The sequence below is a fragment of the Pseudomonas zeae genome (genome assembly GCF_014268485.2).
Taxonomy (GTDB): domain Bacteria; phylum Pseudomonadota; class Gammaproteobacteria; order Pseudomonadales; family Pseudomonadaceae; genus Aquipseudomonas; species Aquipseudomonas neuropathica.
This window is the reverse complement of record NZ_CP077090.1, coordinates 5,399,656-5,422,240: the sequence shown is the minus strand read 5'-3', so window position 1 is coordinate 5,422,240 and position 22,585 is coordinate 5,399,656. Positions and strand designations below refer to the sequence as shown.

Sequence of the window (22,585 nt, the reverse complement as noted above, 5' to 3'; positions counted from 1 at the left end):
CCAGCAGGTAGTAACAAACGCCTGAGGGAGGGTCGCCCCCTCAGGAGACAAGGTTAGTCAGGAATCAGATTTTTACGTCAGGCGCCGGCTTGTCGCTCGGGTTGGCGATCAGATCTTTGACCTTGTCGCTCATCGGGAACTTCAGGTTCAGGTTTTTTGGCGGGATCGGGCTTTCGAACCACTTGCTGTAGATCTTGTTGATCTCGCCGGACTTGTACAGGCCGACAATGGCGTCATCGACCGCCTTCTTGAAGGCCGGGTCGTCTTTGCGAACCATGCACGCATAGGCTTCGAAGGACTGTGGCGTACCGGTGATGACCCAGTCTTCCGGCTTCTTCGCCTTGGCTTCTTCGCCGGCCAGCAGGGCGTCGTCCATCATGAAGGCTACGGCGCGGCCGCTTTCCAGCATGTTGAAGGATTCGCCGTGGTCCTTGGCGGAGATGATGTTCATGCCCATCTGCTTGTCGGCGTTCATCGCTTTGATGATGCGCTCGGACGTGGTGCCCGCGGTGGTCACGACGTTTTTGCCTTTGAGGTCGGCAAAGTCAGCGTAGGAAGGCTTGCCATCCTTGTCTTTCTTGACCAGCAGACGGGTGCCGATTTCGAAGATGTTGACGGTGAAGTCGACTTGCTGGGCGCGTTCGGCGTTGTTGGTGGTGGAACCGCACTCGATATCCGCGGTGCCGTTCTGGATCAGCGGGATACGGGTTTGCGAGGTAACCAGGTTGTATTTGACCTGCAGGTCTGGCTTGTTCAGGTCTTTTTTCAGGGCTTCAACGATGGCCACTTGAATGTCGTGGGAGTAGCCCACTGGTTTGCCGGAAGCATCCGCGATGTAGGAAAACGGAATGGAGCTGTCGCGGTGAGCGAGCGTGATGGTGCCCGAATCGTTGATTTTCTTCAGGGTGCCGGTGAGTTCGGCGGCGAAAACTGGCGTGCTGATCAGAGCGGCCGCAATGGCTGCGCCCAGGATATGGGGAACGATGCGCATCAAATTTTCCTCGAATTGTTTTTTTTATGGAGCCAGTTCGTCGGCCCTTTTGTGCTTCGAATGCCTGACGGCTCCTGAAGTGTTGGCACAACAAGCATTCGTCGAGAGAGTGTAGAGCATGACTCGTGCCAGACCAGGGCGATGTACTTAACTTTATGATTTATAACGTTATTAAAGTTTTGTGATGGTTTGTTTTGGCGTAACTGATCCGGTTTACCGAATCGACCGGGAAGTCGCGTTCGGAAAGCCGAACGATCAAAAGCCCTCACCCTAGCCCTCTCCCGGAGGGAGAGGGGACTGAACGCGGTGGATGGTCGATTTATGCCGACGTGAGATATCGAGTCGAACTCAAGTTTCGAACCCCATGAAGATCGGCTCCCTTTCCCCCTCTACCCCTTGGGGGAGAGGGCTGGGGTGAGGGGGAAGGATCTGACTGACACAATCAGGTTCAACAGAATCCACAAAACAAAAAGCCCCTGAATCTCTCAATTCAGGGGCTTTCGTTTAAGCGATGTTCACATCACGCCGCTTCAATCTTGCTACGGTTCTGCTCGACCTTACCCAGATACGCTGCAAGCTTCTCCTGCTCGGCCGGAGTGGTAAACAGCCCCAGCTTGCTACGACGCCACAGAATGTCATGCGCCGTGGTTGCCCACTCTTCGCTGCACAGGTAATCGACTTCGCGGGTGTAGAGTCCGCCGCCGATGTGTTCGCCCATGTCCGCGAGGCTTTCCACACCTTCAAGCATGCGCCAGGTCCGGCTGCCGTAGGTGGTGGCCCAGCGGCGGGCGATCTCGGTCGGCACGAAGTCGAACTTGTCGCGGATCTGCGCGCACAAGGCTTGTGGGGTGGTCATGTCCTCACCGCCGGGCAGGGTAGCGGTGGCGGTCCAGCTCGGGCGCATCTGGGTGAAGAACGGCATCAACTGCGCCATCGCCGACTCGGCGAGTTTGCGGTAAGTGGTCAGCTTGCCGCCGAACACCGACAACAGCGGTGCCTCTTCAGTGCTGCCCGACAAGGCCAGGGTGTAATCACGGGTGACGGCCGACGGGTTGTCGGATTCGTCGTTGCACAGTGGGCGTACGCCCGAGTAGCTGTGCTGGATGTCGTCACGGCTGATCTGCTGCTTGAAGTGGGCGTTGACCACTTTCAACAGGTAGTCGGTTTCGGCGTCGGTGATTGCCACTTTCGCCGGATCGCCGGTGTACTCACGATCGGTGGTGCCGATCAGGGTGAAGTGGTTCAAGTACGGAATGGTGAAGACGATGCGCTGATCTTCGTTTTGCAGAATGTGCGCGTGATCGCCTTCATACAACTTCGGCACGATGATGTGGCTGCCCTGGATCAAACGGATGCCGTACGGCGATTCCATCTTCAGGTCGTCACGAATGAACTTGGCAACCCACGGGCCGGCGGCGTTCACCAGCGCTTTGGCGGTGATCGAAAACAGACTGCCGTCGGCACGTTCCAGATGCAGGTGCCACAGGCCTTTGGTGCGACGGGCGCTGACGCACCGGGTCTGGGTGTGCACGTGAGCGCCTTTTTCGCGGGCGGCCATGGCGTTCAAGACAACGAGGCGGGCGTCATCGACCCAGCAGTCGGAGTATTCGAAGCCTTTCTTGATTTCGCTTTTCAGTGCGCTGTCGGCGCCGAACTTGAGGCTTTTCGAACCTGGCAGTTTTTCGCGCTTGCCGAGGTTGTCATACAGGAACAGGCCAGCGCGGATCATCCACGCCGGGCGCAGGTGTGGACGGTGCGGCAACACGAAGCGCATCGGTTTGACGATATGCGGCGCCTTGGCCAGCAACACTTCGCGCTCAGCCAGCGCTTCACGCACCAGACGGAATTCGTAATGTTCGAGGTAGCGCAGGCCGCCGTGGATCAGCTTGCTGCTGGCCGACGAGGTGTGGCTGGCCAGATCGTCTTTTTCGCAAAGGAACACCGAAAGCCCGCGACCGGCGGCATCCGCTGCGATCCCCACGCCATTGATCCCGCCGCCAATGACGGCGATGTCGTAGATCTCGGAGATTGGGGGCGTACGCAAGGTAGAGGTGGACATCGGCTGGCCTCGGGTTCTTTTGATTTTCTATATTGGAAATCGAACATGAATGTTCATTTGCGAAAATGGTAGCCCATAAACACCCGCGCAGCCAGTCACGTTCGATTGAAAAAACTCATCGAAGGGCAGTTAAAAGAAAATTTTCGAACATTAAATGCGCGAAGGGGCGCTAGAGGTGTGCTGTTTACTCGATTGCCTTCGCGAGCAGGCTCGCTCCCACAGTTTGAAATGCATTCCAATGTGGGAGCGAGCCGGCTCCGGGCGGCGATCCGACGAAGGCGTCAGTACAGACAATGAAGAGAAGGGTAGTTAAACGACTTCCAGGCGAATCTTGTGCTGGCTGAGCAACTGCGCCAGCGCCGGCACCGGCTGCTGATCCGTTACCAGGCAATCGATCAGGCTGATCGGCCCCAGGCGAATCATCGCGTTACGCCCGAACTTGCTGGAGTCCGCCGCCAGAATCACCTGCCGCGCATTGGCAATGATCGCCTGCGACACCCGCACTTCCTGATAATCGAAATCCAGCAAGCTGCCGTCTTCATCAATACCGCTGATCCCGACCAGGGCGAAATCAACTTTGAACTGATTGATGAAATCCACGCTCGCCTGACCGACCACGCCGCCATCACGGCGCACATTGCCGCCGGTCAGCAGCACATCGAAATCATCCTTGGCACTGAGCATCGACGCCACATGCAGGTTGTTGGTGATGATCTTCAGATGATTGTGGTTGAGCAGGGCGCGGGCAATCGATTCGGTGGTGGTGCCGATGTTGATGAACAGCGAGGCGTGATCGGGGATCTGGGCGGCGATGGCTTCACCGATGCGTTGTTTTTCATCGCGCATCTGGTCGGCGCGCATCGCATAGGCAGTGTTTTCGACGCTGGAATCGTAGGCTGCGCCGCCATGGTAGCGACGCAACAGATTGGCTTCCGCGAGCTGATTGATGTCGCGGCGGATGGTTTGCGGGGTAACAACGAACAGCGTGGCCATTTCCTCGATGCTCACATAGCCGCGTTCGCGGACCAGCTCGAGGATTTGCTGCTGACGGGGAGGCAGATTCATGGGGCTTCCTTTGGGCTGCCGTGCAAAATTTGCCCATGATGACGCAGGAATCCGCTCCCGACCAGTTTCCAAACAACGTGAAAGCTACTGCGCTCGGCCATCCTGCGTTAAAAACAGGCTCGGACTGCTCATTTACAAGCCCGTAAACTCCGCGTCCTCGCCTGTTTTTGCCTTGGCTTGCCTTCGCTCGCTACGCTTTCACGCTGTTTGGACCGCTTTAGCCAGTCCTAAGGTTGGCTTATTCAGCGTCTTCACGCGCCCAGTCACGGGTGCGGCTGACGGCTTTTTTCCAGCCTTTGTACAGCTTCTCTTTCTCGGTTTCGTCCAGGCTCGGCTCGAACTCACGCTCGATCACCGCTTTACCACGCAGTTCGTCCAGGCTGCCCCAGAAACCGCACGCCAGACCGGCCAGATACGCGGCGCCAAGTGCAGTGGTCTCGCGCATTTGCGGACGCTCGACCTGCGTGCCGAGGATGTCGGCCTGGAACTGCATGAGGAAGTTGTTCGCCACCGCGCCGCCGTCCACGCGCAGGGCTTTGAGGCGTTCGCCGGAGTCTTGCTGCATGGCGTCGAGCACGTCGCGAGTCTGGTAAGCAATCGACTCCAGTGCGGCGCGGATGATGTGATCCACGCGCACGCCGCGAGTCAGGCCGAACAGCGCGCCACGGGCATATGGGTCCCAGTACGGCGCGCCCAGACCGGTGAAGGCCGGCACCAGGTACACGCCGTTGCTGTCCTTCACTTTATTGGCGAAGTATTCGGTGTCGTGGGCGTCGTTGATGATTTTCAATTCATCGCGCAGCCACTGCACGGTCGAACCGCCGTTGAACACCGCGCCTTCCAGCGCATAAGCCACTTCGCCACGCGGGCCGCAAGCGATGGTGGTGAGCATGCCGTGCTGGGATTTCACCGCTTTGTCGCCGGTGTTCATCAGCAGGAAGCAGCCGGTGCCGTAGGTATTTTTCGCTTGACCCGGCTCCACGCACATCTGCCCGAACAATGCGGCTTGCTGGTCACCGGCGATACCGCCGATGGCAATGCCGCTCTTGGTGCGGCCGTAGATTTCCGAAGAAGCCTTCACTTCCGGAAGCATCTCGCGCGGGATGTCGAGGATTTCCAGCATCTTCGAATCCCATTCCAGCGAATGGATATTGAAGAGCATGGTGCGCGAGGCGTTGGTGTAGTCGGTAACGTGCACCTTGCCGCCGGTGAATTTCCAGATCAGCCAGCTATCGACGGTGCCGAACAACAGTTCGCCGTTGCGCGCTCGTTCGCGGCTGCCTTCGACGTTGTCGAGGATCCACTTCAGTTTGGTGCCGGAGAAGTACGGGTCGGTGACCAGGCCGGTGTTGTCGCGGATGTAGTCTTCGTGGCCATCGCGCTTGAGCTGCTGGCAGATCTCGGTGCTGCGGCGGCACTGCCAGACGATGGCGTTGTACACCGGGCGGCCGGTGGTCTTGTCCCAGACCACGGTGGTTTCACGCTGGTTGGTGATGCCGATGGCAGCCACCTGATCGTGATGCAGGCCAGCCTGGGCCAGGGCTTCAACCATCACCGCGCTCTGGGTGGCGAAGATTTCCATCGGGTCGTGTTCAACCCAACCGGCTTGCGGGTAATGCTGGGCGAATTCGCGCTGCGCGGTGCAGACCACGTTCGCGTCGCGGTCGAAAATGATCGCGCGGGAGCTGGTCGTACCCTGATCGAGGGCAATGATGTAGTTCTTATTCTGAATGTCGGTCATGTCGATTGCCTTGGACGAAATAAGGGAGAGTGGGCCGTGGCGCAGGCTCTATAGGGCAGGAGCCGGCGCCGACTGTTTCAAGAAGTTCTTGGTTTGCCGTCAATGGCCGGTTCTGCATCCTTTGTAGCAGGTGTGGCGCCGGTCAGGTGACGGGCGATGAGCCCGCGATACCCGGCAGCGCCGAGGCAGGCACCGACAATCGGTGCAAAAATCGGAATCAGGAAATACGGAATATCACGGCCGCCAGTGAAGGAAATTTCACCCCAGCCGGCGAAGAAAGTCATCAGTTTCGGACCGAAGTCACGCGCCGGGTTCATGGCGAAACCGGTCAACGGCCCCATCGAACTGCCGATAACGGCAATCAGCAAGCCGATCAGCAGCGGCGCCAGCGGGCCTTTCGGCAGGCCGTTGTTGTCATCGGTCAGGGACATGATCACGCCCATCAGGATCGCCGTGATGATCATCTCGACCAGGAATGCCTGGGCGGTGGACAGCACCGGGTTCGGGAAGGTCGAGAACACCGAGGCCAACTCAAGGCTGGCGGCCGAGCCGCGGACCATTTGGTGAGTTTGTTCGTAATCGAAGAAAAGATTGCTGTACAGCGTGTAAACCAGCAGCGCGCCGCAGAAGGCGCCAGCGATCTGGGCAATAATATAGAACGGCAGTTTGCGCTTTTCGAAGTCGGCGAAGATCGCCAGGGCGATGCTCACGGCCGGGTTCAGGTGCGCGCCGGAAACTCCGGCGGTGAGGTAGATCGCCATGCTCACGCCGACGCCCCAGATGATGCTGATTTCCCACAGGCCGAAGCTGGCACCCGCGACTTTGAGCGCGGCGACACAGCCGGTGCCGAAAAAGATCAGAAGAGCAGTACCCAGAAACTCGGCCATGCATTGGCTCGAGAGCGATGGTTGCTGTAAAGCAGTTGTCATTGAAAACCTCGTTTTTGTTGTTGTCTGGCGCGTTTGCCAACAGGGCAAGGCGCGATTTTCCCCGAGTAGGAATCCCCATTCCGTTCCCGGTTTACTGCTGGGTGTCGCTGTGACGACAATTCTTACATTATTCAGATTCGAAAAAATATAGACAAGAAACAAACCTGTCAAAGGTCGAAAGTGAACCGTCGGTCACAATAAAACTATTCGCTGGGTGAATGATCCTTTGTGGCCCGGGTGCGACAACGTGCGCTGAATGTCTGCGAGCCGCGGGAATCGTGGCTTGGGATAGAGCCTTTTGGAGGCTGATCACCTAGAATCCGGCGGAGGTTTTTTTTGCCATTGCCGAGCCTGGAGCTGCCATGACCCCTGCGTTGGACTTGTTGAAAAAAGTTCGTGCCGAACATCGTGTGCACAGTTACGAACATGACCCGAAGGCCGCGTCCTATGGCCTTGAGGCCGCAGAGAAGCTGGCACTTGAACCGGCACAGGTGTTTAAAACCCTGCTCGCGGCCAGTGAAAAAGGCGAGTTGCTGGTGGCGGTGGTGCCGGTCGTCGGAAGCCTCGACCTCAAAGGTCTTGCCCATGCCGCTGGCGTAAAAAAAGTCGAGATGGCTGACCCGGCAGCCGCTCAGCGCTCCACCGGGTATCTGTTGGGCGGCATCAGCCCGTTGGGACAGAAGAAGCGCCTGCGTACCTTTATCGACAACTCGGCTCAGGGTTTTGCGACTATTTATGTCAGCGCCGGTCGGCGTGGCCTGGAAGTGGAGCTGGCGCCCGCGGTGCTCGCCGAACACACCCAGGCCAAATTTGCCGACATCGGCCGTCCTTAGTCATTAATGCTGTATGTAAAAAATTGACGGGTTCTGTCACTGGCGCTGATCACGGCGTGGCTGCATCCTCTGACGACTGACTCAGGGAGAAAATTATGCAGCTCGAGTTTCATCAGGTCGACGCGTTCAGTGATCGGCCGTTCAGTGGTAATCCGGCGATGGTTTATCGGCTGGAGACGTGGCTCGCGGATGAGCTGATGCAGAAGATCGCCGCCGAACACAATCTGGCGGAAACCGCATTTCTGGTGCGCGAAGGTCAGGCCTGGCATATCCGCTGGTTTACCCCGACCACTGAAGTGCCGTTGTGCGGGCACGCCACGTTGGCGAGTGCTTATGTGCTGTTCGAGATCTACAAGGAAAGCGCCGAGCGTATCGACTTTACCAGCCAGTCCGGGCCGTTGAGTGTCAGCCGTGAAGAGGGCCGTTTGTGGCTGGACTTCCCGTCGATCGTGCCCTCGGAAATTGGCGTGACGCTGGATGTCGAGCGAGCGCTGGGGGTCGAGGCGGTGGATGTGCTCGGCTCCAACGAACTGTTTGTGGTGCTGGAGTCGGAGCAGGCGGTGCTCGATTGCAAACCGGACATGGTCGCGCTGGCCAAATTGCCGTGGCTGGGCGCGATCGTCACCGCGCGCGGCAATCAGCACGACTTCGTCTCGCGCTATTTTGCGCCGGCGATTGGCATCAACGAGGATCCGGTGACCGGGTCGACGCATTGCAGCCTGATCCCGTATTGGTCCAAGCGTCTGGGCAAATCGAGCCTGACCGCCTGCCAGCGTTCGGCACGGGGTGGGGAGTTGTTCTGTCGGCTGGAAGGAGAGCGGGTGAAAATCGGCGGTAATGCGACGCTGGTTGCCAGCGGCACATTGTTGTTGGGCTAGCCCAAAAACACCTGTGGGAGCGAGCCTGCTCGCGAATACGGTCGGTCAGTCAAATCATCTGTGACTGATACATCGAATTCGCGAGCAGGGCGCTCCCATAGTTTTGATCCGGGCCGGATCAGAGTGCGGCGCTGTAGCGGCGAACACCGTTTTCCAATGCCGGGATCTGTGCGGCGGTGCTGCCGGAAGCCTGGAACAAGACCAGATGCTCAGCGGCAACCCGAATCCCCACCTCCGCACCCACCTGATGATCCGCATGGCTGGGGAAAATCGATTCCAGCTGCGCACCCGTTGGCAATTGCAGGCGATACAGCGTCGAAGCGCCAAGGAACGTCTTGCCGACAATCCGCGCTTTCAACCCACTGTCCGGTGCATAAACAATGTCATCCGGGCGCAGCAGCACATCCACTGCGCCGCCAATCGGCCACGTATAGGCTCGATTGCCACGCAGTTCACCCAGTTCGGTCTGCACCGATTCCGGGCTGCCGAGCTGACCACGAATGAAGTAACCCTGACCGATGAAGCTGGCCACATAAGGCGTTGCCGGTTCGTGATACAGGTTGTACGGCGTGTCCCACTGCTCCAGTCGACCTTCCTTGAACACGCCAACGTGATCGCTGACGGCAAAAGCCTCTTCCTGGTCGTGGGTCACCAGAATTGCGCTGGTGCCACGCGCCTTGAGGATGTCGCGCACTTCATGGCTGAGCTTGCGCCGCAGTTCGCCATCGAGGTTGGAAAACGGCTCATCAAGCAGCAGCAATTGCGGCTCTGGCGCCAACGCACGGGCGAGGGCGACGCGCTGTTGCTGGCCGCCCGACAGCTCGTGCGGGAAGCGCTTGCCGAGGTTTTTCAGGTTGACCAGTTCGAGCAGCTCTTCGGTGACGCGTTCCTTGTTCGGGTGCTTGCGAATGCCAAAGGCAATGTTGTCGGCGACGCTCAGGTGCGGGAACAGTGCGTAGTCCTGGAACACCATGCCGATCCGGCGTTTTTCCGGGGCGAGGGTGAAGCCGGCGCTGGAAATGGTTTCGCCACCGAGGGTGATTTCCCCTTCGTGCACCGGCTCGAATCCGGCAATGGCACGCAGGGTGGTGGTCTTGCCGCAGCCGGACGAGCCGAGCAGGCAGCCGATGTCGCCGGCGTTGAGGTGCAGATTGAGGTTCTGCACCACACGTTGATCTTGATAGCCGCAAGCGAGGTTGCGCAGGTTCAGCAGTAATTCATGACTCATGCGTGGTGATATGCCGGTTCAACGAGGAACTCGAGCAGGGCCTTCTGTGCGTGGAGACGGTTTTCTGCCTGATCCCAGGCGACGGAGCGCGGGTCATCAAGCAGGTCGAGGCTGATTTCTTCGCCACGGTGCGCCGGCAGGCAATGCATGAACAGCACGTCCTCGGCAGCGAGGTCGAGCAGGGCGCGGTTGACCTGAAACGGCGCGAACAGCTTGAGGCGCTTGGCAGTTTCCTCTTCCTGACCCATCGAAGTCCAGACGTCGGTGCTCACCAGATGCGCGCCGCGCACGGCGTCTTGCGGGTCGCGGACGATGGTCACGCGATCGCCGGCTCTGGCGACGAACTCAGGATTTGGCTCGTAGCCTTCCGGGCAGGCAACGCGCAACTGGAAGTCGAACTGGATCGCCGCTTCTATATAGCTGTTGCACATGTTGTTGCCGTCGCCGATCCAGGCGACTGTTTTGCCCTGGATCGAGCCACGGTGTTCAAGGAACGTCTGCATGTCGGCCAGCAACTGGCACGGGTGCAGGTCATCGGACAGGCCGTTGATCACTGGCACGCGCGAGTTGGCGGCGAATTCGGTCAGGGTGCTGTGGGCAAAGGTTCGGATCATCACCGCATCGAGCATGCTCGACATGACGATGGCGCAGTCGCCGATCGGCTCGCCACGGCCCAGTTGGGTATCGCGCGGCGACAGGAAGATTGCCTGGCCGCCGAGCTGGATCATGCCGGCCTCGAACGAGATCCGGGTGCGGGTCGAGGATTTTTCGAAGATCATCCCCAGCACGCGGTTTTTCAGAGGCTCGAACAGTACGCCGCGGTTACGCAGGTCCTTGAGCTCAACGCCTCGACGGATCACGCTGACCAGCTCTTCGGGCGTGCAATCCATCAGGGAGAGAAAGTGCCTTGCGCTCATCATTGACTACCTTTTGCTACAAACCGCAGATGCTCAAAGCCTTGTTTAACGGAACAACGGGCGAGACCTGCGGCGTAAGCCGCACGGGGCGACGAAATAGGGGAAGGCGCGATATTGACACTAAATGTCGCGTTTTTCCAATAGGCTACGGTTTTTGCGGGATTCGGAGGGCGCACTGAATGTTGCAGTCGCGCATTTGAAGCCGGGTTCAGGACAGCAGCGAGCCTCTTTGTACACTGGCCTTGCAGGGCTTGGCAATGCGGCGTGGCGGGGATCGCGTCGCTTGGGTCGGTTTACCACCGTGGCGCCATGCCATCACTTGGTCGGATGCTCAGGCTGAAACATTTGCTAAAGCAAAGTGCTGGGTTATAAATAAGTTTCGAGCGACGCAGGAAGCCTCCGCATGGAATCGAAAGAAAAACTGTTAATGGAACTGCTGGGCCACACGGCTCGCTCACTGACCCATCTCACCGCCTCAGTCACTTCAATGTCATTCGAACTGCTGCGCAGCGAAGACGAAGTGGTGAAGAGCGCCGGCCGCCACATGATCGATCGCATGGCGACCATCAGTGCCGGGCTCGACGAACACTGGCGATTGATCGGCGAGCTCACCGGCGTACATGTCGCCCACGAGCAGATTGAAACCATTCAGGAGATTCAGCTGGCCGCACCGCCTCAGCTGCCGTCGAACTGATCATGGCGGTTTATCGGCTCGCCTGATAACCGCCGATTCACAGGACGAACGTCGCTGGCGCAGGATCGGCGCCGGGGCCATAGTTTTGTTCCCGCGGGCGTGAATGCCTGCCCAGAACAAGACAGAGACTGGCCATGACCAAGACTCTCCATCACCGTGCCTGCCATCTGTGTGAAGCCATTTGCGGGCTGACCATCGAAACCACCGAAACCGAGGGCAACGTCGCGATCACTTCAATCAAGGGTGACGCACTCGACACGTTTAGTCGTGGACACATTTGCCCCAAGGCTGTGGCCCTGCAAGACATCCAGAACGATCCTGATCGCCTGCGCCAGCCAATGCGCCGTGTGGGCAGCGAATGGCTACCGATAGAGTGGGACGAGGCTTTTGCGCTGGTGGCCGAGAAGCTGGCGGCCATCCAGGAGCGTCATGGCCAGAACGCCGTGGCGGTCTATCAAGGCAACCCGAGCGTGCATAACTACGGGCTGATGACCCACAGCAATTATTTCCTGGGGTTGCTGAAGACGCGCAATCGCTACTCGGCGACCTCGGTCGATCAGTTGCCGCATCACCTGAGCAGTTATCTGATGTATGGCCATGGTTTGCTGTTGCCGATTCCAGATATCGATCACACCGACTTCATGCTGATTCTCGGCGGTAATCCGCTGGCGTCCAACGGCAGCATCATGACCGTGCCGGATGTTGAGAAGCGTTTGAAAGCGATTCAGGCGCGCGGCGGCAAAGTGGTGGTCGTCGATCCACGGCGCAGCGAGACGGCGGCCATGGCTGATCAGCATTTGTTCGTGCGTCCGGGGGGCGATGCAGCGTTGTTGTTTGGTGTGCTGAACACCCTGTTTAGCGAAGGCTTGACCAGCGAAAGTCATTTGCCGGTCGATGGGCTGGATGACGTGCGCGCCGCTGTCGCTGCGTTTACCGCTGAAGCCATGAGCCCGTTGTGTGCGGTTCCTGCCGAGCAGATCCGCCAACTGGCCCGGGATTTCGCCGCCGCGCCGAGTGCCGTGTGCTACGGACGCATGGGCGTTTCGACGCAGGCCTTCGGCACCTTGTGTCACTGGGTGGTGCAATTGATCAACCTGGTCACCGGTAATCTTGATCGCGTCGGCGGTGCACTGTGCACGGAACCCGCAGTGGATCTGGTGGCGTCGACTTCGGGCGGGCATTTCAACAAATGGCAGAGTCGCGTTTCCGGGCGTCCCGAGTACGGCGGCGAGCTACCGGTCTCGGCCCTGGCCGAAGAGATGCTTACCGAAGGCGAGGGCCAGATTCGTGCGCTGATCACCGTCGCTGGCAACCCGGTGTTGTCGACGCCGAACGGGCGGCAACTGGAGCAGGCGCTGGATGGCCTGGAGTTCATGGTCAGCGTCGACCTGTACATCAACGAAACCACGCGCTATGCCGACCTGATTCTGCCGTCAACCTCGGCGCTGGAAAACGATCACTACGACACGACGTTCAACCTGTTCGCGGTGCGCAACGTCACCCGCTTCAACCGCGCGATCCTCGCCAAACCCGAGGGCGCCTTGCATGACTGGGAGATCTTCGTGGGCCTGGCCAAGGCCTTTGCCGAGAAGACTGGCAAGGAACTGAAACCGACCATGCCACCGGCGAAGATGATCGATATGGGCCTGCGCATGGGCCTGTACGGTGACGCGTCCGAACAGAAGCTTTCGTTGGCGACGTTGTTCGATCATCCCCACGGGATTGATCTGGGCGCGTTGAAGCCGAACCTGGCTGCGCGCCTGAAAACGCCGAATCAGCGCGTGCAGGCTGCTCCGCCAGAGATCCTTGCTGACCTCGCACGCTTTGCCGCATTGCAGGCGCCGGCCGCCGATGAGCTGTTGATGATTGGCCGTCGTCATGTGCGCAGCAATAACTCGTGGATGCACAACTATCACCGTCTGGTGAAGGGCAAGCCACGCCATCAACTGCTGATGCACCCGGATGATCTCGCCAGCCGTGGGCTTAACGATGGTCAGTTGGTTCGCGTCAGCTCGCGGGTGGGGCAGATCGAGGTCGAGGTGCTCGGCAGTCTGGACATGATGAAAGGCGTGGTCAGCCTGCCGCATGGTTGGGGGCATGCGCGGCCGGGCGTGCAAATGGCGATTGCCAGCAGTCAGCCTGGGTCGAGCGCAAACGATCTGACCGATGAATGCCAGCTAGATGAGCTGTCGGGTAACGCCGCACTTAATGGTGTGCCGGTGACGGTGGCGGCGGCCTGAATGTGACCGTCGGGGAGACCGAGCATGGCGCTCGGGATTCCGTTACAATGCGTCACCGTGCCGACCCATGAGTCGGAAAGTTCAGCCGAGGTGCTCCATGGATATCATCGAAACGATTAAAGAGCAGATTGCCAACAACACCATTCTGCTTTACATGAAAGGCTCGCCGAATGCCCCACAGTGTGGCTTCTCTGCGAAAGCTGCGCAGGCTGTGATGGCTTGTGGCGAAAAGTTTGCGTACGTGGACATCCTGCAGAACCCGGAAATCCGCGCCAACCTGCCGAAGTTCGCCAACTGGCCGACTTTCCCGCAACTGTGGGTCGGCGGTGAACTGGTCGGCGGTAGCGACATCATGACCGAGATGGCTGCAGACGGTTCGCTGCAAAGCACCATCAAGGCGGCTGTTGAAGCGGCAGCGGCGAACAAGTCCGAAGCCTGATCGGCCAGGTTTCATGCGACAGCTGCTGCTTGTGTAGGAGCTGTCGAGTGAAACGAGGCTGCGATCTTTTGATCTTCAGCCAATAAAAAGCCCCGCCACTCGAAAGAGGGCGGGGCTTTTTAGTGCGTTCGAAAAGTTACTGCAAGTTGCCGGTGCAACCTGAAAAGATCGCAGCCTTCGGCAGCTCCTACTCTTCGCCCATCTGCGATTGCAGATAGTTCTCAAGACCGACTTTGTCGATCAGGCCCAGTTGGGTTTCCAGCCAGTCGATATGTTCTTCTTCGGATTCGAGAATGTCTTCGAGCAGTTCACGGCTGCCGAAATCGCCAACGGTTTCGCAATGGGCGATTGCGGTCTTCAGGTCAGCATGGCCGGTCTTCTCGATACGCAGGTCGCACTCCAGCATTTCCTTGGTGTGCTCGCCGATGTGCAGCTTGCCCAGGTCCTGCACGTTCGGCAGGCCTTCGAGGAACAGGATGCGCTTGATCAGCTTGTCCGCGTGTTTCATCTCGTCGATGGATTCTTTGTATTCGTGCTTGCCGAGCTTGTTCAGGCCCCAATCTTCATACATGCGTGCATGCAGGAAGTACTGATTGATCGCGACCAGCTCATTGGCAAGGATCTTGTTGAGATGCTGGATGACTGTAATGTCGCCTTTCATGATCGGAGTCCTGCCCTGTATTAGCTGTATATACGGCGGAGTTTGAGCTTCGTACTTATAAGTGTCAAACCTAAGTTATTGAATAATATATGAAAATTAATCGGAATAAGAATGTTTGTGTTCCGCGTCTGGGTGCTAAGCAGTTGATTTACAGGCATAAAAAAACCGGACATAAGTCCGGTTCTTTGAAATGGGGGGCAATCAAGCGGCGGTAAATTCTACGGGGTAGGGGATCGCAGCCTGAGCGGTTTGCAGCTTGGTCAGGGTTTCGCGAACGACTTCCTTGGCAAGGCACGCGCATTTGCCGCATTGGCTGGCGACGCCGGTGGCCTGGCGGACTTCTTTATAGCTGCAGCAACCTTCATAGATCGCATCGCGGATCTGTCCGTCGGTGACGCCAGTGCAGAGACAAACATACATAAGTGAGAACCGTCGCTGGTTGTGACTCAATTGCGATGGATCTTAATGTTAACGAGAATGATTGTCAAAGTGCTTTCGGAAGGCTTTTGCTGATTCTCAGCCGTGACTGACGAACGGTATTTGCTGGCGTTTTGCCTGGCCCCGTAAATGCAGTGCCGTTCTGCGCCTGCTTTGAAAAACCGTTAAGGACAGGCCAAATTCGCAGTGTATGATGGTCGGCCCTTGCGAAGGGGGTTCGTGTCACAGGGCTGTCGCCTGAGGGTGGCAGGCTGGCGCGGACCCTGAACTTCAAGTTTTTACACCAGGAGATATCAATGAGCGTACTCGTAGGCAAACAAGCCCCTGACTTCACCGTCCCGGCCGTACTCGGCAATGGCGAGATCGTTGACAGCTTCACCCTGTCCTCGGCCATCAAAGGCAAATACGGCCTGGTGTTCTTCTACCCACTGGACTTCACCTTCGTCTGCCCGTCCGAGCTGATCGCTCTGGACAACCGCATGGCCGACTTCAAGGCTCGCAATGTTGAAGTGATCGCTGTGTCGATCGACTCGCACTTCACTCACAACGCATGGCGCAACACCCCAGTAAACAATGGCGGCATCGGCCAGGTGAAATACACCATGGCTGCCGACATGAAGCACGACATCGCCAAGGCTTACGACGTTGAATCCGAAGGCGGCGTGGCTTTCCGTGGCGCGTTCCTGATCGACGACAAAGGCGTTGTCCGTTCGCAGATCATCAACGACCTGCCGCTGGGCCGTAACATGGAAGAGCTGATCCGTCTGGTCGACGCTCTGCAATTCCACGAAGAGCACGGCGAAGTCTGCCCTGCCAACTGGAAAAAAGGCGACAAAGGCATGAACGCTTCGCCAGAAGGCGTTGCGGCTTACCTGACCGAGAACGCTGCTGCCCTGTAAGGCGCAACATCGAGGTACAAAAAAACCGGCCCACGTGGCCGGTTTTTTCATGCGCGGGATTTACCCGACGACCCTCAATCAGTCGTCGAAATCTTCCCAGCCGCCCATCTGTTTCCAGCGGTTGACGATGCCGCAGAACAGCTCAGCGGTTTTCTCGGTGTCGTAACGTGCCGAGTGCGCCTCACGACCGTCGAAATCGATGTCGGCGGCCTGGCAGGCTTTCGCCAGTACCGTTTGACCGTATGCCAGACCGGCCAGCGTCGCAGTGTCGAAACTGGAGAACGGGTGGAACGGGTTGCGTTTCATGTCCAGACGCGCAACGGCCGCGTTCAGGAAGCCAAGATCGAAGCTGCTGTTGTGCCCGACCAGAATCGCGCGCTTGCAGCCATTGGCCTTCAGCGCCTTGCGAATGCCACGGAAGATGTCGGTCAGCGCGGTTTCTTCGCTGACCGCCATGCGCAGCGGGTGATCCAGTTTGATTCCGGTGAACTCCAGCGCCGCTGCTTCGATGTTGGCGCCTTCGAACGGTTCAACGCGGAAGAAGTAGGTGTGATCGGGGTAAACAAAACCCTTTTCATCCATGGCGATGGTGGTCGCGGCAATCTCCAGCAGAGCGTCGGTGGCCGAGTTGAAGCCACCGGTCTCTACGTCAACGACAACCGGCAGGTAGCCGCGAAAGCGTGCTGCCATCGGGTGACGGGAGCCGCCACCACCACTTTGACCGTCCAGTTCGTCGTCGAAATGGTCTTCACTCACGCGTGTTCCTCCAGCAGGCGCCAGCGCAGTTTTTCACCGGCGCGCAGCGGGATAACGGTCAGCTCGCCAAACGGCAGGCTGGTCGGGGCGGTCCATTCTTCACGAACCAGGGTGATGCGATCGGTGTTCGCCGGCAGGCCGTAGAAGCGCGGGCCATTGAGGCTGGCGAAAGCTTCGAGTTTGTCCAGCGCATTACGCTGTTCGAAGGCTTCGGCGTACATCTCGATGGCGGCGTACGCGGTGTAGCAGCCGGCACAGCCGCAAGCGGCTTCCTTGGCGTGCTGGGCGTGCGGCGCCGAGTCGGTGCCGAGGAAGAACTTCGCGCTGCCACTGGTGGCGGCGTCGAGCAGGGCTTCCTGGTGCGTGTTGCGCTTGAGGATCGGCAGGCAATAGAAGTGCGGCCGAATCCCGCCCACCAGCATGTGGTTGCGGTTGTACAGCAGGTGATGCGCGGTGATGGTCGCGCCTACGTTGGCCGAAGCCTCGTTGACGAACTGCACGGCGTCGCCGGTGGTGATGTGTTCGAACACCACTTTCAGCGTCGGGAAGCGCTCGACCACGCGGCGCATGTGCTCGTCGATGAAGATCTTTTCGCGGTCGAACACATCGACGTCGCCTCGGGTGACTTCACCGTGGATCAGCAACGGCATGCCGACTTCGGCCATGGCTTCCAGTGCCGGGAAGATCTTGTCGATGCTGGTTACCCCGGAATCGGAGTTGGTGGTCGCACCGGCCGGGTACAGCTTGGCTGCGTGCACAAAACCACTGGCCTTGGCTTCACGAATTTCTTCGGGCTGGGTGCGGTCGGTGAGGTACAGCACCATCAGCGGTTCGAAGCGACTGCCGGCCGGGCGGGCAGCGAGAATCCGCTGGCGATAGCCGTCGGCTTCAGCGGCGTTGCGCACCGGTGGTACCAGGTTGGGCATGATGATGGCGCGGCCAAAAGTGCGCGCAACATCGGCAACGGTATTGGTCAACACGGCACCATCGCGAAGATGAATGTGCCAGTCGTCGGGACGCAGCAGGGTCAGGCGGTCGGACATGAGGGGATTCCAGGCGGGTCAAACTGAGGCGAATGCTACCGGAAAAGACTCTTGCAGGCACTCGCTATCAAGTTTTGCCGGAACCTTCCGATATCCCGTAGGTATGCCGTAAACATAGTGTGAATCGGTCTTTGTGTTTCAGAAGCCAATGGAGCCTCCCGTGCGCCAGCGTTATTTAGCCTTGCTCAGTGTGTTTGCCAGCCTTCCGGCGATGGCGCTCACGTACCAGACCCGTCTGGAGAACATTGAGTGGACGGTCGCCGGCGACAAGTTCGAATGTCGTCTGACCCAACCGATCACTGATTTCGGCTCGGGTGAGTTCGTGCGCAAGGCCGGCGAGCAGGCGATATTCCGTCTGAACGCCTACAACGCCATGCTCGGCGGCGGCTCTGCAACGTTGCTGGCAGCGGCTGCACCTTGGCAGCCGGGCCGTGGTGACATCAATCTGGGCTCTGTAAGGCTCGGCAGCGGCAACGTTTTGTTCAGCAGTTCGCAGTCCCAGGCCGGCGGTTTGATCAGTGGCCTGCTGGACGGTCGCAGCCCGGTCGTACGGCGCGCTTCAGGCGATGGCCGTGTCTCTGAAGTACGCCTGTTGCCGGTCAAGTTCAGCAAAGCCTTCAATGATTACCAGACATGTGTGGCGAAATTGCTGCCGCAGAATTTCGACCAGATCAAACAGTCGCAGATCGGCTTCCCCGGCGAAGGCGTTGACCTGGATCCTGCCGCTAAAGCCAAGCTGCAAGTGATGCTCGAATACATGAAGGCCGATCCGACGGTCAATCACATCGAACTCGACGGCCATTCCGACAACAGCGGTAATCGCCTGACCAACCGTGAACTGTCGCGCCGCCGCGCGCTGGCGGTGGTCGACTTCTTCAAGGCCAACGGCATTCAGGAATCGCAGATCACCGTGCGTTTCCATGGCGAGCAATATCCCATTGTGCCGAACACCAACGCGGCCAATCGCGCGAAGAACCGTCGGGTCAATGTCAAACTGGCGCGCGTGGCGCCGGTCGCGGCTCCGGCACCGCAAGCGAGCACGCCAGCCAATACTGCGGCGACTTCCTGACCCTCCGGTCATCGTCGCGCTCTCGACAGATTCTGTCGCTTTGTCGTCTTAAGCTGTCGCGCCTCTGTAAATTATCGCGTTTGGGCGGTAGACTCCTCGGCTTTCCGTAGAACCCCGTGGAGTGATGGCATGGCGGACGTAAACAAGGTCGTTCTGGCGTATTCCGGCGGCCTGGACACTTCGGTGATCCTCAAGTGGCTGCAGGATACTTATAACTGTGAAGTGGTGACCTTCACCGCTGATCTCGGTCAAGGCGAAGAGGTCGAGCCGGCCCGCGCCAAGGCTCAGGCCATGGGCGTCAAAGAAATCTACATCGACGACCTGCGCGAAGAGTTCGTGCGTGATTTCGTGTTCCCGATGTTCCGCGCCAACACCGTTTACGAAGGCGAGTACCTGCTGGGTACTTCCATCGCACGTCCGCTGATCGCCAAACGTCTGATCGAAATCGCCAACGAAACCGGCGCTGACGCCATTTCCCATGGCGCCACCGGCAAGGGTAACGACCAGGTGCGTTTCGAACTGGGTGCCTACGCGCTCAAGCCAGGCGTGAAAGTGATCGCGCCTTGGCGCGAGTGGGACCTGCTGTCCCGCGAGAAGCTGATGGACTACGCCGAGAAGCACGCGATCCCGATCGAGCGTCACGGCAAGAAGAAGTCCCCGTACTCGATGGACGCCAACCTGCTGCACATCTCCTATGAAGGCGGCGTGCTGGAAGACACCTGGACCGAGCACGAAGAAGACATGTGGAAATGGACCGTCTCCCCGGAGAACGCTCCTGACAAAGCGCAATACCTGGAACTGACCTACCGCAACGGCGACATCGTTGCACTGGACGGCGTCGAAATGACTCCGGCCACCGTGCTGGCGACGCTGAACAAGATCGGTGGCGCTCACGGTATCGGCCGTCTCGACATTGTCGAAAACCGTTACGTCGGCATGAAGTCCCGTGGCTGCTACGAAACCCCGGGCGGCACCATCATGCTGCGCGCTCACCGCGCTATCGAATCGATCACCCTGGACCGCGAAGTCGCTCACCTCAAAGACGAGCTGATGCCGAAATACGCCAGCCTGATCTACACCGGTTACTGGTGGAGCCCAGAGCGTCTGATGCTGCAGCAGATGATCGACGCTTCGCAGGTCAACGTGAACGGCGTTGTGCGCCTGAAGTTGTACAAAGGCAACGTGATCGTTACCGGCCGCAAGTCCGACGATTCGCTGTTCGATTCCAACATCGCGACCTTCGAAGAAGACGGCGGTGCTTACAACCAGGCTGATGCCGCTGGCTTCATCAAGCTCAACGCGCTGCGCATGCGCATTGCTGCCAACAAGGGCCGCAAGCTGTTCTAAGCGTTCTGGTCTGAAGCGTAATGAAAAGGGCGGCCTTGTCATCGAGACAAGGCCGCCCTTTTGCATGATTCTTTGTTTGCGTCTGATTGAAGCCTGTTCCTGGTCTTGGCATCTGTGGCTACGACTCATCTTTCATGCCCGTCCCAGCAGCGTTACCGCCTGTGCGCAAAGGTTATAAACAATACAAATCGTTTTGCCTGAGCCTTTCCTGACGTGCCTGATCTTCAGCAATGAATGCTGCGTCAGTAAAACATCCGATACATGATTGGAAAGAAACACCACCACCCGGGGAGTTTTCCGGTCCAGGTTCCGGATGTTTTCCAGAATCGTGGCTAACTCTCTCGATGCATCGACACCCCGAACGTCGATGAGGTGCAGGTCACTGACCCACGCGGGCAACTGAATGTTGTGCTGAACAATCAGGTTCGATTTTGAGTTGATGGCCGAGGGCGGGTCAGGCGCGTTGTGGACTTTGCACGCGTCCTTGCATTCGGTTGGGCCTGACTCGCTGGGCACGATACAACTTGATAGTCCAAATGTCCCTTGTGTGGCTGGCTCCAGGGGTGGTGTGTTTCGTTTGTTCTCGCGGTCGTTGTTATCGATTACCTTAAGGAAGTTTTTGTCCTTGCCGAAGTCCGAAGGTGAGTAAAGGGAACGGTAGTTAAAGTTTAAAGTTATAAAGAATAGAAACAGCAAGTAGAACGGAAAACTGATCAGAAACCACACGTAGATCTCTCTGTCCTTATTGTCCAGGAAAGGCAGCGAAATGGCGGCTGATGTTTCCGAAATGGCTGCAAATATGGCAATTACCGTCATTGGATTAGTGATTTTGTTTTTTATTTTCAGCATGCTTGTGCTCTTGTGTTTGATCTGTCTCGTTGGTGATAAGTTGGTATGAGTTGAGTAGCTTGGTAATCGGGTTTCAAATACTTGTATTTATAGCAAAAGTATTGTGTTGGGTATAAATATCTTGTTTCAAGTGTTTATATCGGGTTTGAAGTTGTGAGGTGGGTGTGTCGGCTGTTGCATGGTGTTTCGGGTTGATAATAAAAGTTCTCGGCCGAGCGCAGATTCGCAGGTGTCATGGCCTTTCGGGCATCGTGAAACTCAACGACAAGGCATGATTTCTGTGTCGTTAGACTTAGTCTGTAACAAGTTAAAAGCGAACTATTTTCGTGAGCGGAGGAGGAAATAACGTCGGATGTTTACTGGGGGTAGCGGCTTTTTGTAGGAATAGTCCGCAATGACTGTAGGGTATGTCTCTCGATGCAGGTGCGTGTTAACCCTGGCATGCCATAGAGCAAGTGACTGGGCTATTGTGCGTGTTCTAAAAATTCGAACAGCGAAACTGGACTTGCCCATGAATAAAGTGCTGATCGTGGATGATCACCCTGTCATTCGTCTTGCGGTACGTATGCTGATGGAACGTCATGGCTACGAAGTCATCGCAGAAACTGATAACGGTGTGGATGCGTTACAACTTGCTCGAGAACAAATGCCGGATATTGTCATTCTGGATATTGGAATACCCAAGCTTGATGGTCTGGAAGTTATCGCGCGCCTGACTACGACGGCCATGCCTATTAAAGTTCTGGTGTTGACCTCCCAGGCTCCCGGGCACTTTTCAATGCGCTGCATGCAGTCGGGAGCGGCCGGCTATGTCTGTAAACAACAGGACCTGACCGAGTTGCTCAGTGCGATCAAGGCGGTATTGTCGGGCTATAGTTATTTTCCCAATCAGGCTTTGCATACAGTCCGCACCAGTCTGGGCAATGCCAGTGAAGCCGACATGGTGGATCGTCTGTCCGGTCGGGAAATGATGGTGTTGCAGCAGTTGGCGCGAGGCAAGACAAACAAGGAAATCGCCGATGGCATGTTTTTGAGCAACAAAACCGTAAGCACCTACAAGACGCGCCTGTTGTTGAAGCTCAATGCGCGATCCCTGGTTGATCTGATCGAGTTGGCGCAGCGTAATGGTCTGGTCTGAATGTATCGATGGCTGACAGGGTGATGGGCCGGTCGAACTCAGCTAGCCGCAGAAAGTGAAAAGCCTCCATTTCGGGAGGCTTTCAAATATCAGTCATCAAAATCGTAATCGGCCAATTGCTTTTGCAGTCGGCGCTCCTCAAGCAGGTTATCGATCGTACGGCGCTTGCTGAGATTGGTCTTGGCGACTTCGACCACAGGTTCGGTGTCCTCAGTTTCCGCAGCGATATCATCATCTACATCAAGTGGCTCTTTGTCGCTACTCATCAGCTAACTCCCGGCTAAGAATGCCTTTGGCGCTCCTTATATCGATATTCCTGCGGCGGGTAAAAAAGATTTTTTCAATCGACTTATCAATTATTCCAATAGCGG

General features: G+C 57.7%; 22 protein-coding genes. 9 read left to right on the top strand and 13 right to left on the bottom strand.

All coding sequences use genetic code 11. The features are described from left to right. Positions 1–64: 64 nt before the first annotated feature. The 5 genes from HU754_RS23915 to HU754_RS23895 all read right to left on the bottom strand — a co-directional run bounded on the left by HU754_RS23915 (position 65) and on the right by HU754_RS23895 (position 6,785). Positions 65–991 carry a glutamate/aspartate ABC transporter substrate-binding protein gene (locus HU754_RS23915; RefSeq protein WP_093430588.1) on the bottom strand — a complete coding sequence of 309 codons (927 nt, stop codon included), beginning with the start codon at positions 989–991 and terminating at the stop codon, positions 65–67. Between the two features lie 520 nt (positions 992–1,511). After that, a complete protein-coding gene (glpD, locus tag HU754_RS23910; RefSeq protein WP_093430587.1) occupies positions 1,512–3,050 on the bottom strand; it encodes a glycerol-3-phosphate dehydrogenase in 1,539 nt (512 codons plus the stop codon). Positions 3,051–3,359: 309 nt separating this feature from the next. Continuing rightward, complete coding sequence (locus HU754_RS23905) at positions 3,360–4,115, bottom strand: DeoR/GlpR family transcriptional regulator (protein WP_007916700.1); 756 nt, start codon at positions 4,113–4,115, stop codon at positions 3,360–3,362. 238 nt (positions 4,116–4,353) lie between these two features. Then, a complete protein-coding gene (glpK, locus tag HU754_RS23900; protein ID WP_093430586.1) occupies positions 4,354–5,856 on the bottom strand; it encodes a glycerol kinase GlpK in 1,503 nt (500 codons plus the stop codon). Positions 5,857–5,933: 77 nt separating this feature from the next. Then, positions 5,934–6,785 carry an MIP/aquaporin family protein gene (locus HU754_RS23895; RefSeq protein ID WP_186622891.1) on the bottom strand — a complete coding sequence of 284 codons (852 nt, stop codon included), beginning with the start codon at positions 6,783–6,785 and terminating at the stop codon, positions 5,934–5,936. Between the two features lie 362 nt (positions 6,786–7,147). Here HU754_RS23895 and ybaK point away from each other — a divergent pair, with 362 nt between their 5' ends. Beyond that, complete coding sequence (gene ybaK, locus HU754_RS23890) at positions 7,148–7,618, top strand: Cys-tRNA(Pro) deacylase (protein WP_090285884.1); 471 nt, start codon at positions 7,148–7,150, stop codon at positions 7,616–7,618. A gap of 95 nt (positions 7,619–7,713) precedes the next feature. Continuing rightward, positions 7,714–8,496: a PhzF family phenazine biosynthesis protein gene (locus HU754_RS23885; RefSeq protein ID WP_186622889.1), complete on the top strand. Its 783-nt coding sequence runs from the start codon at positions 7,714–7,716 to the stop codon at positions 8,494–8,496. A 118-nt stretch (positions 8,497–8,614) separates the two neighbouring features. On the opposite strand, the gene HU754_RS23880 is transcribed toward HU754_RS23885, so the two are convergent. Both HU754_RS23880 and argF read right to left on the bottom strand, forming a co-directional pair. Continuing rightward, positions 8,615–9,724, bottom strand: a complete 1,110-nt coding sequence (locus tag HU754_RS23880; protein WP_099757053.1) for an ABC transporter ATP-binding protein — start codon at positions 9,722–9,724, stop codon at positions 8,615–8,617. Next, the gene (argF, locus tag HU754_RS23875; RefSeq protein ID WP_093430582.1) at positions 9,721–10,641 is read right to left on the bottom strand and encodes an ornithine carbamoyltransferase; all 921 of its coding nucleotides are present in this window, start codon (positions 10,639–10,641) and stop codon (positions 9,721–9,723) included. Before argF ends, HU754_RS23880 begins: the two co-directional genes overlap by 4 nt. Before the next feature lie 403 nt (positions 10,642–11,044). On the opposite strand from argF, the gene plzR reads away from it, so the two are divergent. From plzR to grxD, 3 genes are all read left to right on the top strand, one after another. Next, positions 11,045–11,335, top strand: a complete 291-nt coding sequence (plzR, locus tag HU754_RS23870) for a PlzR type 4 pili assembly inhibitor (protein ID WP_016986650.1) — start codon at positions 11,045–11,047, stop codon at positions 11,333–11,335. A gap of 134 nt (positions 11,336–11,469) precedes the next feature. Continuing rightward, positions 11,470–13,575, top strand: a complete 2,106-nt coding sequence (locus HU754_RS23865; protein ID WP_186622887.1) for a molybdopterin oxidoreductase family protein — start codon at positions 11,470–11,472, stop codon at positions 13,573–13,575. A 97-nt stretch (positions 13,576–13,672) separates the two neighbouring features. After that, positions 13,673–14,014, top strand: a complete 342-nt coding sequence (grxD, locus tag HU754_RS23860; protein WP_186622885.1) for a Grx4 family monothiol glutaredoxin — start codon at positions 13,673–13,675, stop codon at positions 14,012–14,014. Between the two features lie 187 nt (positions 14,015–14,201). On the opposite strand, the gene bfr is transcribed toward grxD, so the two are convergent. Continuing rightward, complete coding sequence (bfr, locus tag HU754_RS23855; protein ID WP_007916671.1) at positions 14,202–14,675, bottom strand: bacterioferritin; 474 nt, start codon at positions 14,673–14,675, stop codon at positions 14,202–14,204. Positions 14,676–14,876: 201 nt separating this feature from the next. After that, entirely contained in the window at positions 14,877–15,095 is a 219-nt protein-coding gene (locus HU754_RS23850; protein WP_093430580.1) for a bacterioferritin-associated ferredoxin, read from the bottom strand. A 314-nt stretch (positions 15,096–15,409) separates the two neighbouring features. Between HU754_RS23850 and HU754_RS23845 the strand changes: the two genes are divergently transcribed. Further along, positions 15,410–16,012, top strand: a complete 603-nt coding sequence (locus tag HU754_RS23845) for a peroxiredoxin (protein ID WP_003227723.1) — start codon at positions 15,410–15,412, stop codon at positions 16,010–16,012. Between the two features lie 78 nt (positions 16,013–16,090). Here the strand turns inward: HU754_RS23845 and rnt are convergent, their stop codons facing one another. Further along, the gene (gene rnt, locus HU754_RS23840; RefSeq protein ID WP_007916667.1) at positions 16,091–16,768 is read right to left on the bottom strand and encodes a ribonuclease T; all 678 of its coding nucleotides are present in this window, start codon (positions 16,766–16,768) and stop codon (positions 16,091–16,093) included. Next, positions 16,765–17,811, bottom strand: a complete 1,047-nt coding sequence (gene pyrC, locus HU754_RS23835) for a dihydroorotase (protein WP_093430577.1) — start codon at positions 17,809–17,811, stop codon at positions 16,765–16,767. The genes rnt and pyrC overlap by 4 nt, the downstream gene beginning before the upstream one ends. Before the next feature lie 160 nt (positions 17,812–17,971). On the opposite strand from pyrC, the gene HU754_RS23830 reads away from it, so the two are divergent. Next, a complete protein-coding gene (locus tag HU754_RS23830; protein ID WP_186622884.1) occupies positions 17,972–18,880 on the top strand; it encodes a flagellar protein MotY in 909 nt (302 codons plus the stop codon). 129 nt (positions 18,881–19,009) lie between these two features. Next, positions 19,010–20,227: an argininosuccinate synthase gene (locus HU754_RS23825; protein ID WP_007916658.1), complete on the top strand. Its 1,218-nt coding sequence runs from the start codon at positions 19,010–19,012 to the stop codon at positions 20,225–20,227. A 132-nt stretch (positions 20,228–20,359) separates the two neighbouring features. Here the strand turns inward: HU754_RS23825 and HU754_RS23820 are convergent, their stop codons facing one another. Further along, positions 20,360–21,076 (bottom strand): hypothetical protein, encoded by a 717-nt coding sequence (locus HU754_RS23820; protein ID WP_095048288.1) that lies wholly within the window; start codon positions 21,074–21,076, stop codon positions 20,360–20,362. A gap of 511 nt (positions 21,077–21,587) precedes the next feature. Between HU754_RS23820 and HU754_RS23815 the strand changes: the two genes are divergently transcribed. Continuing rightward, positions 21,588–22,214, top strand: coding sequence for a response regulator transcription factor (locus tag HU754_RS23815; RefSeq protein WP_064119001.1), 627 nt, complete (start codon positions 21,588–21,590; stop codon positions 22,212–22,214). Between the two features lie 89 nt (positions 22,215–22,303). Here the strand turns inward: HU754_RS23815 and HU754_RS23810 are convergent, their stop codons facing one another. Beyond that, positions 22,304–22,480, bottom strand: coding sequence for a PA3496 family putative envelope integrity protein (locus HU754_RS23810; RefSeq protein WP_093430574.1), 177 nt, complete (start codon positions 22,478–22,480; stop codon positions 22,304–22,306). Positions 22,481–22,585: the final 105 nt, after the last annotated feature.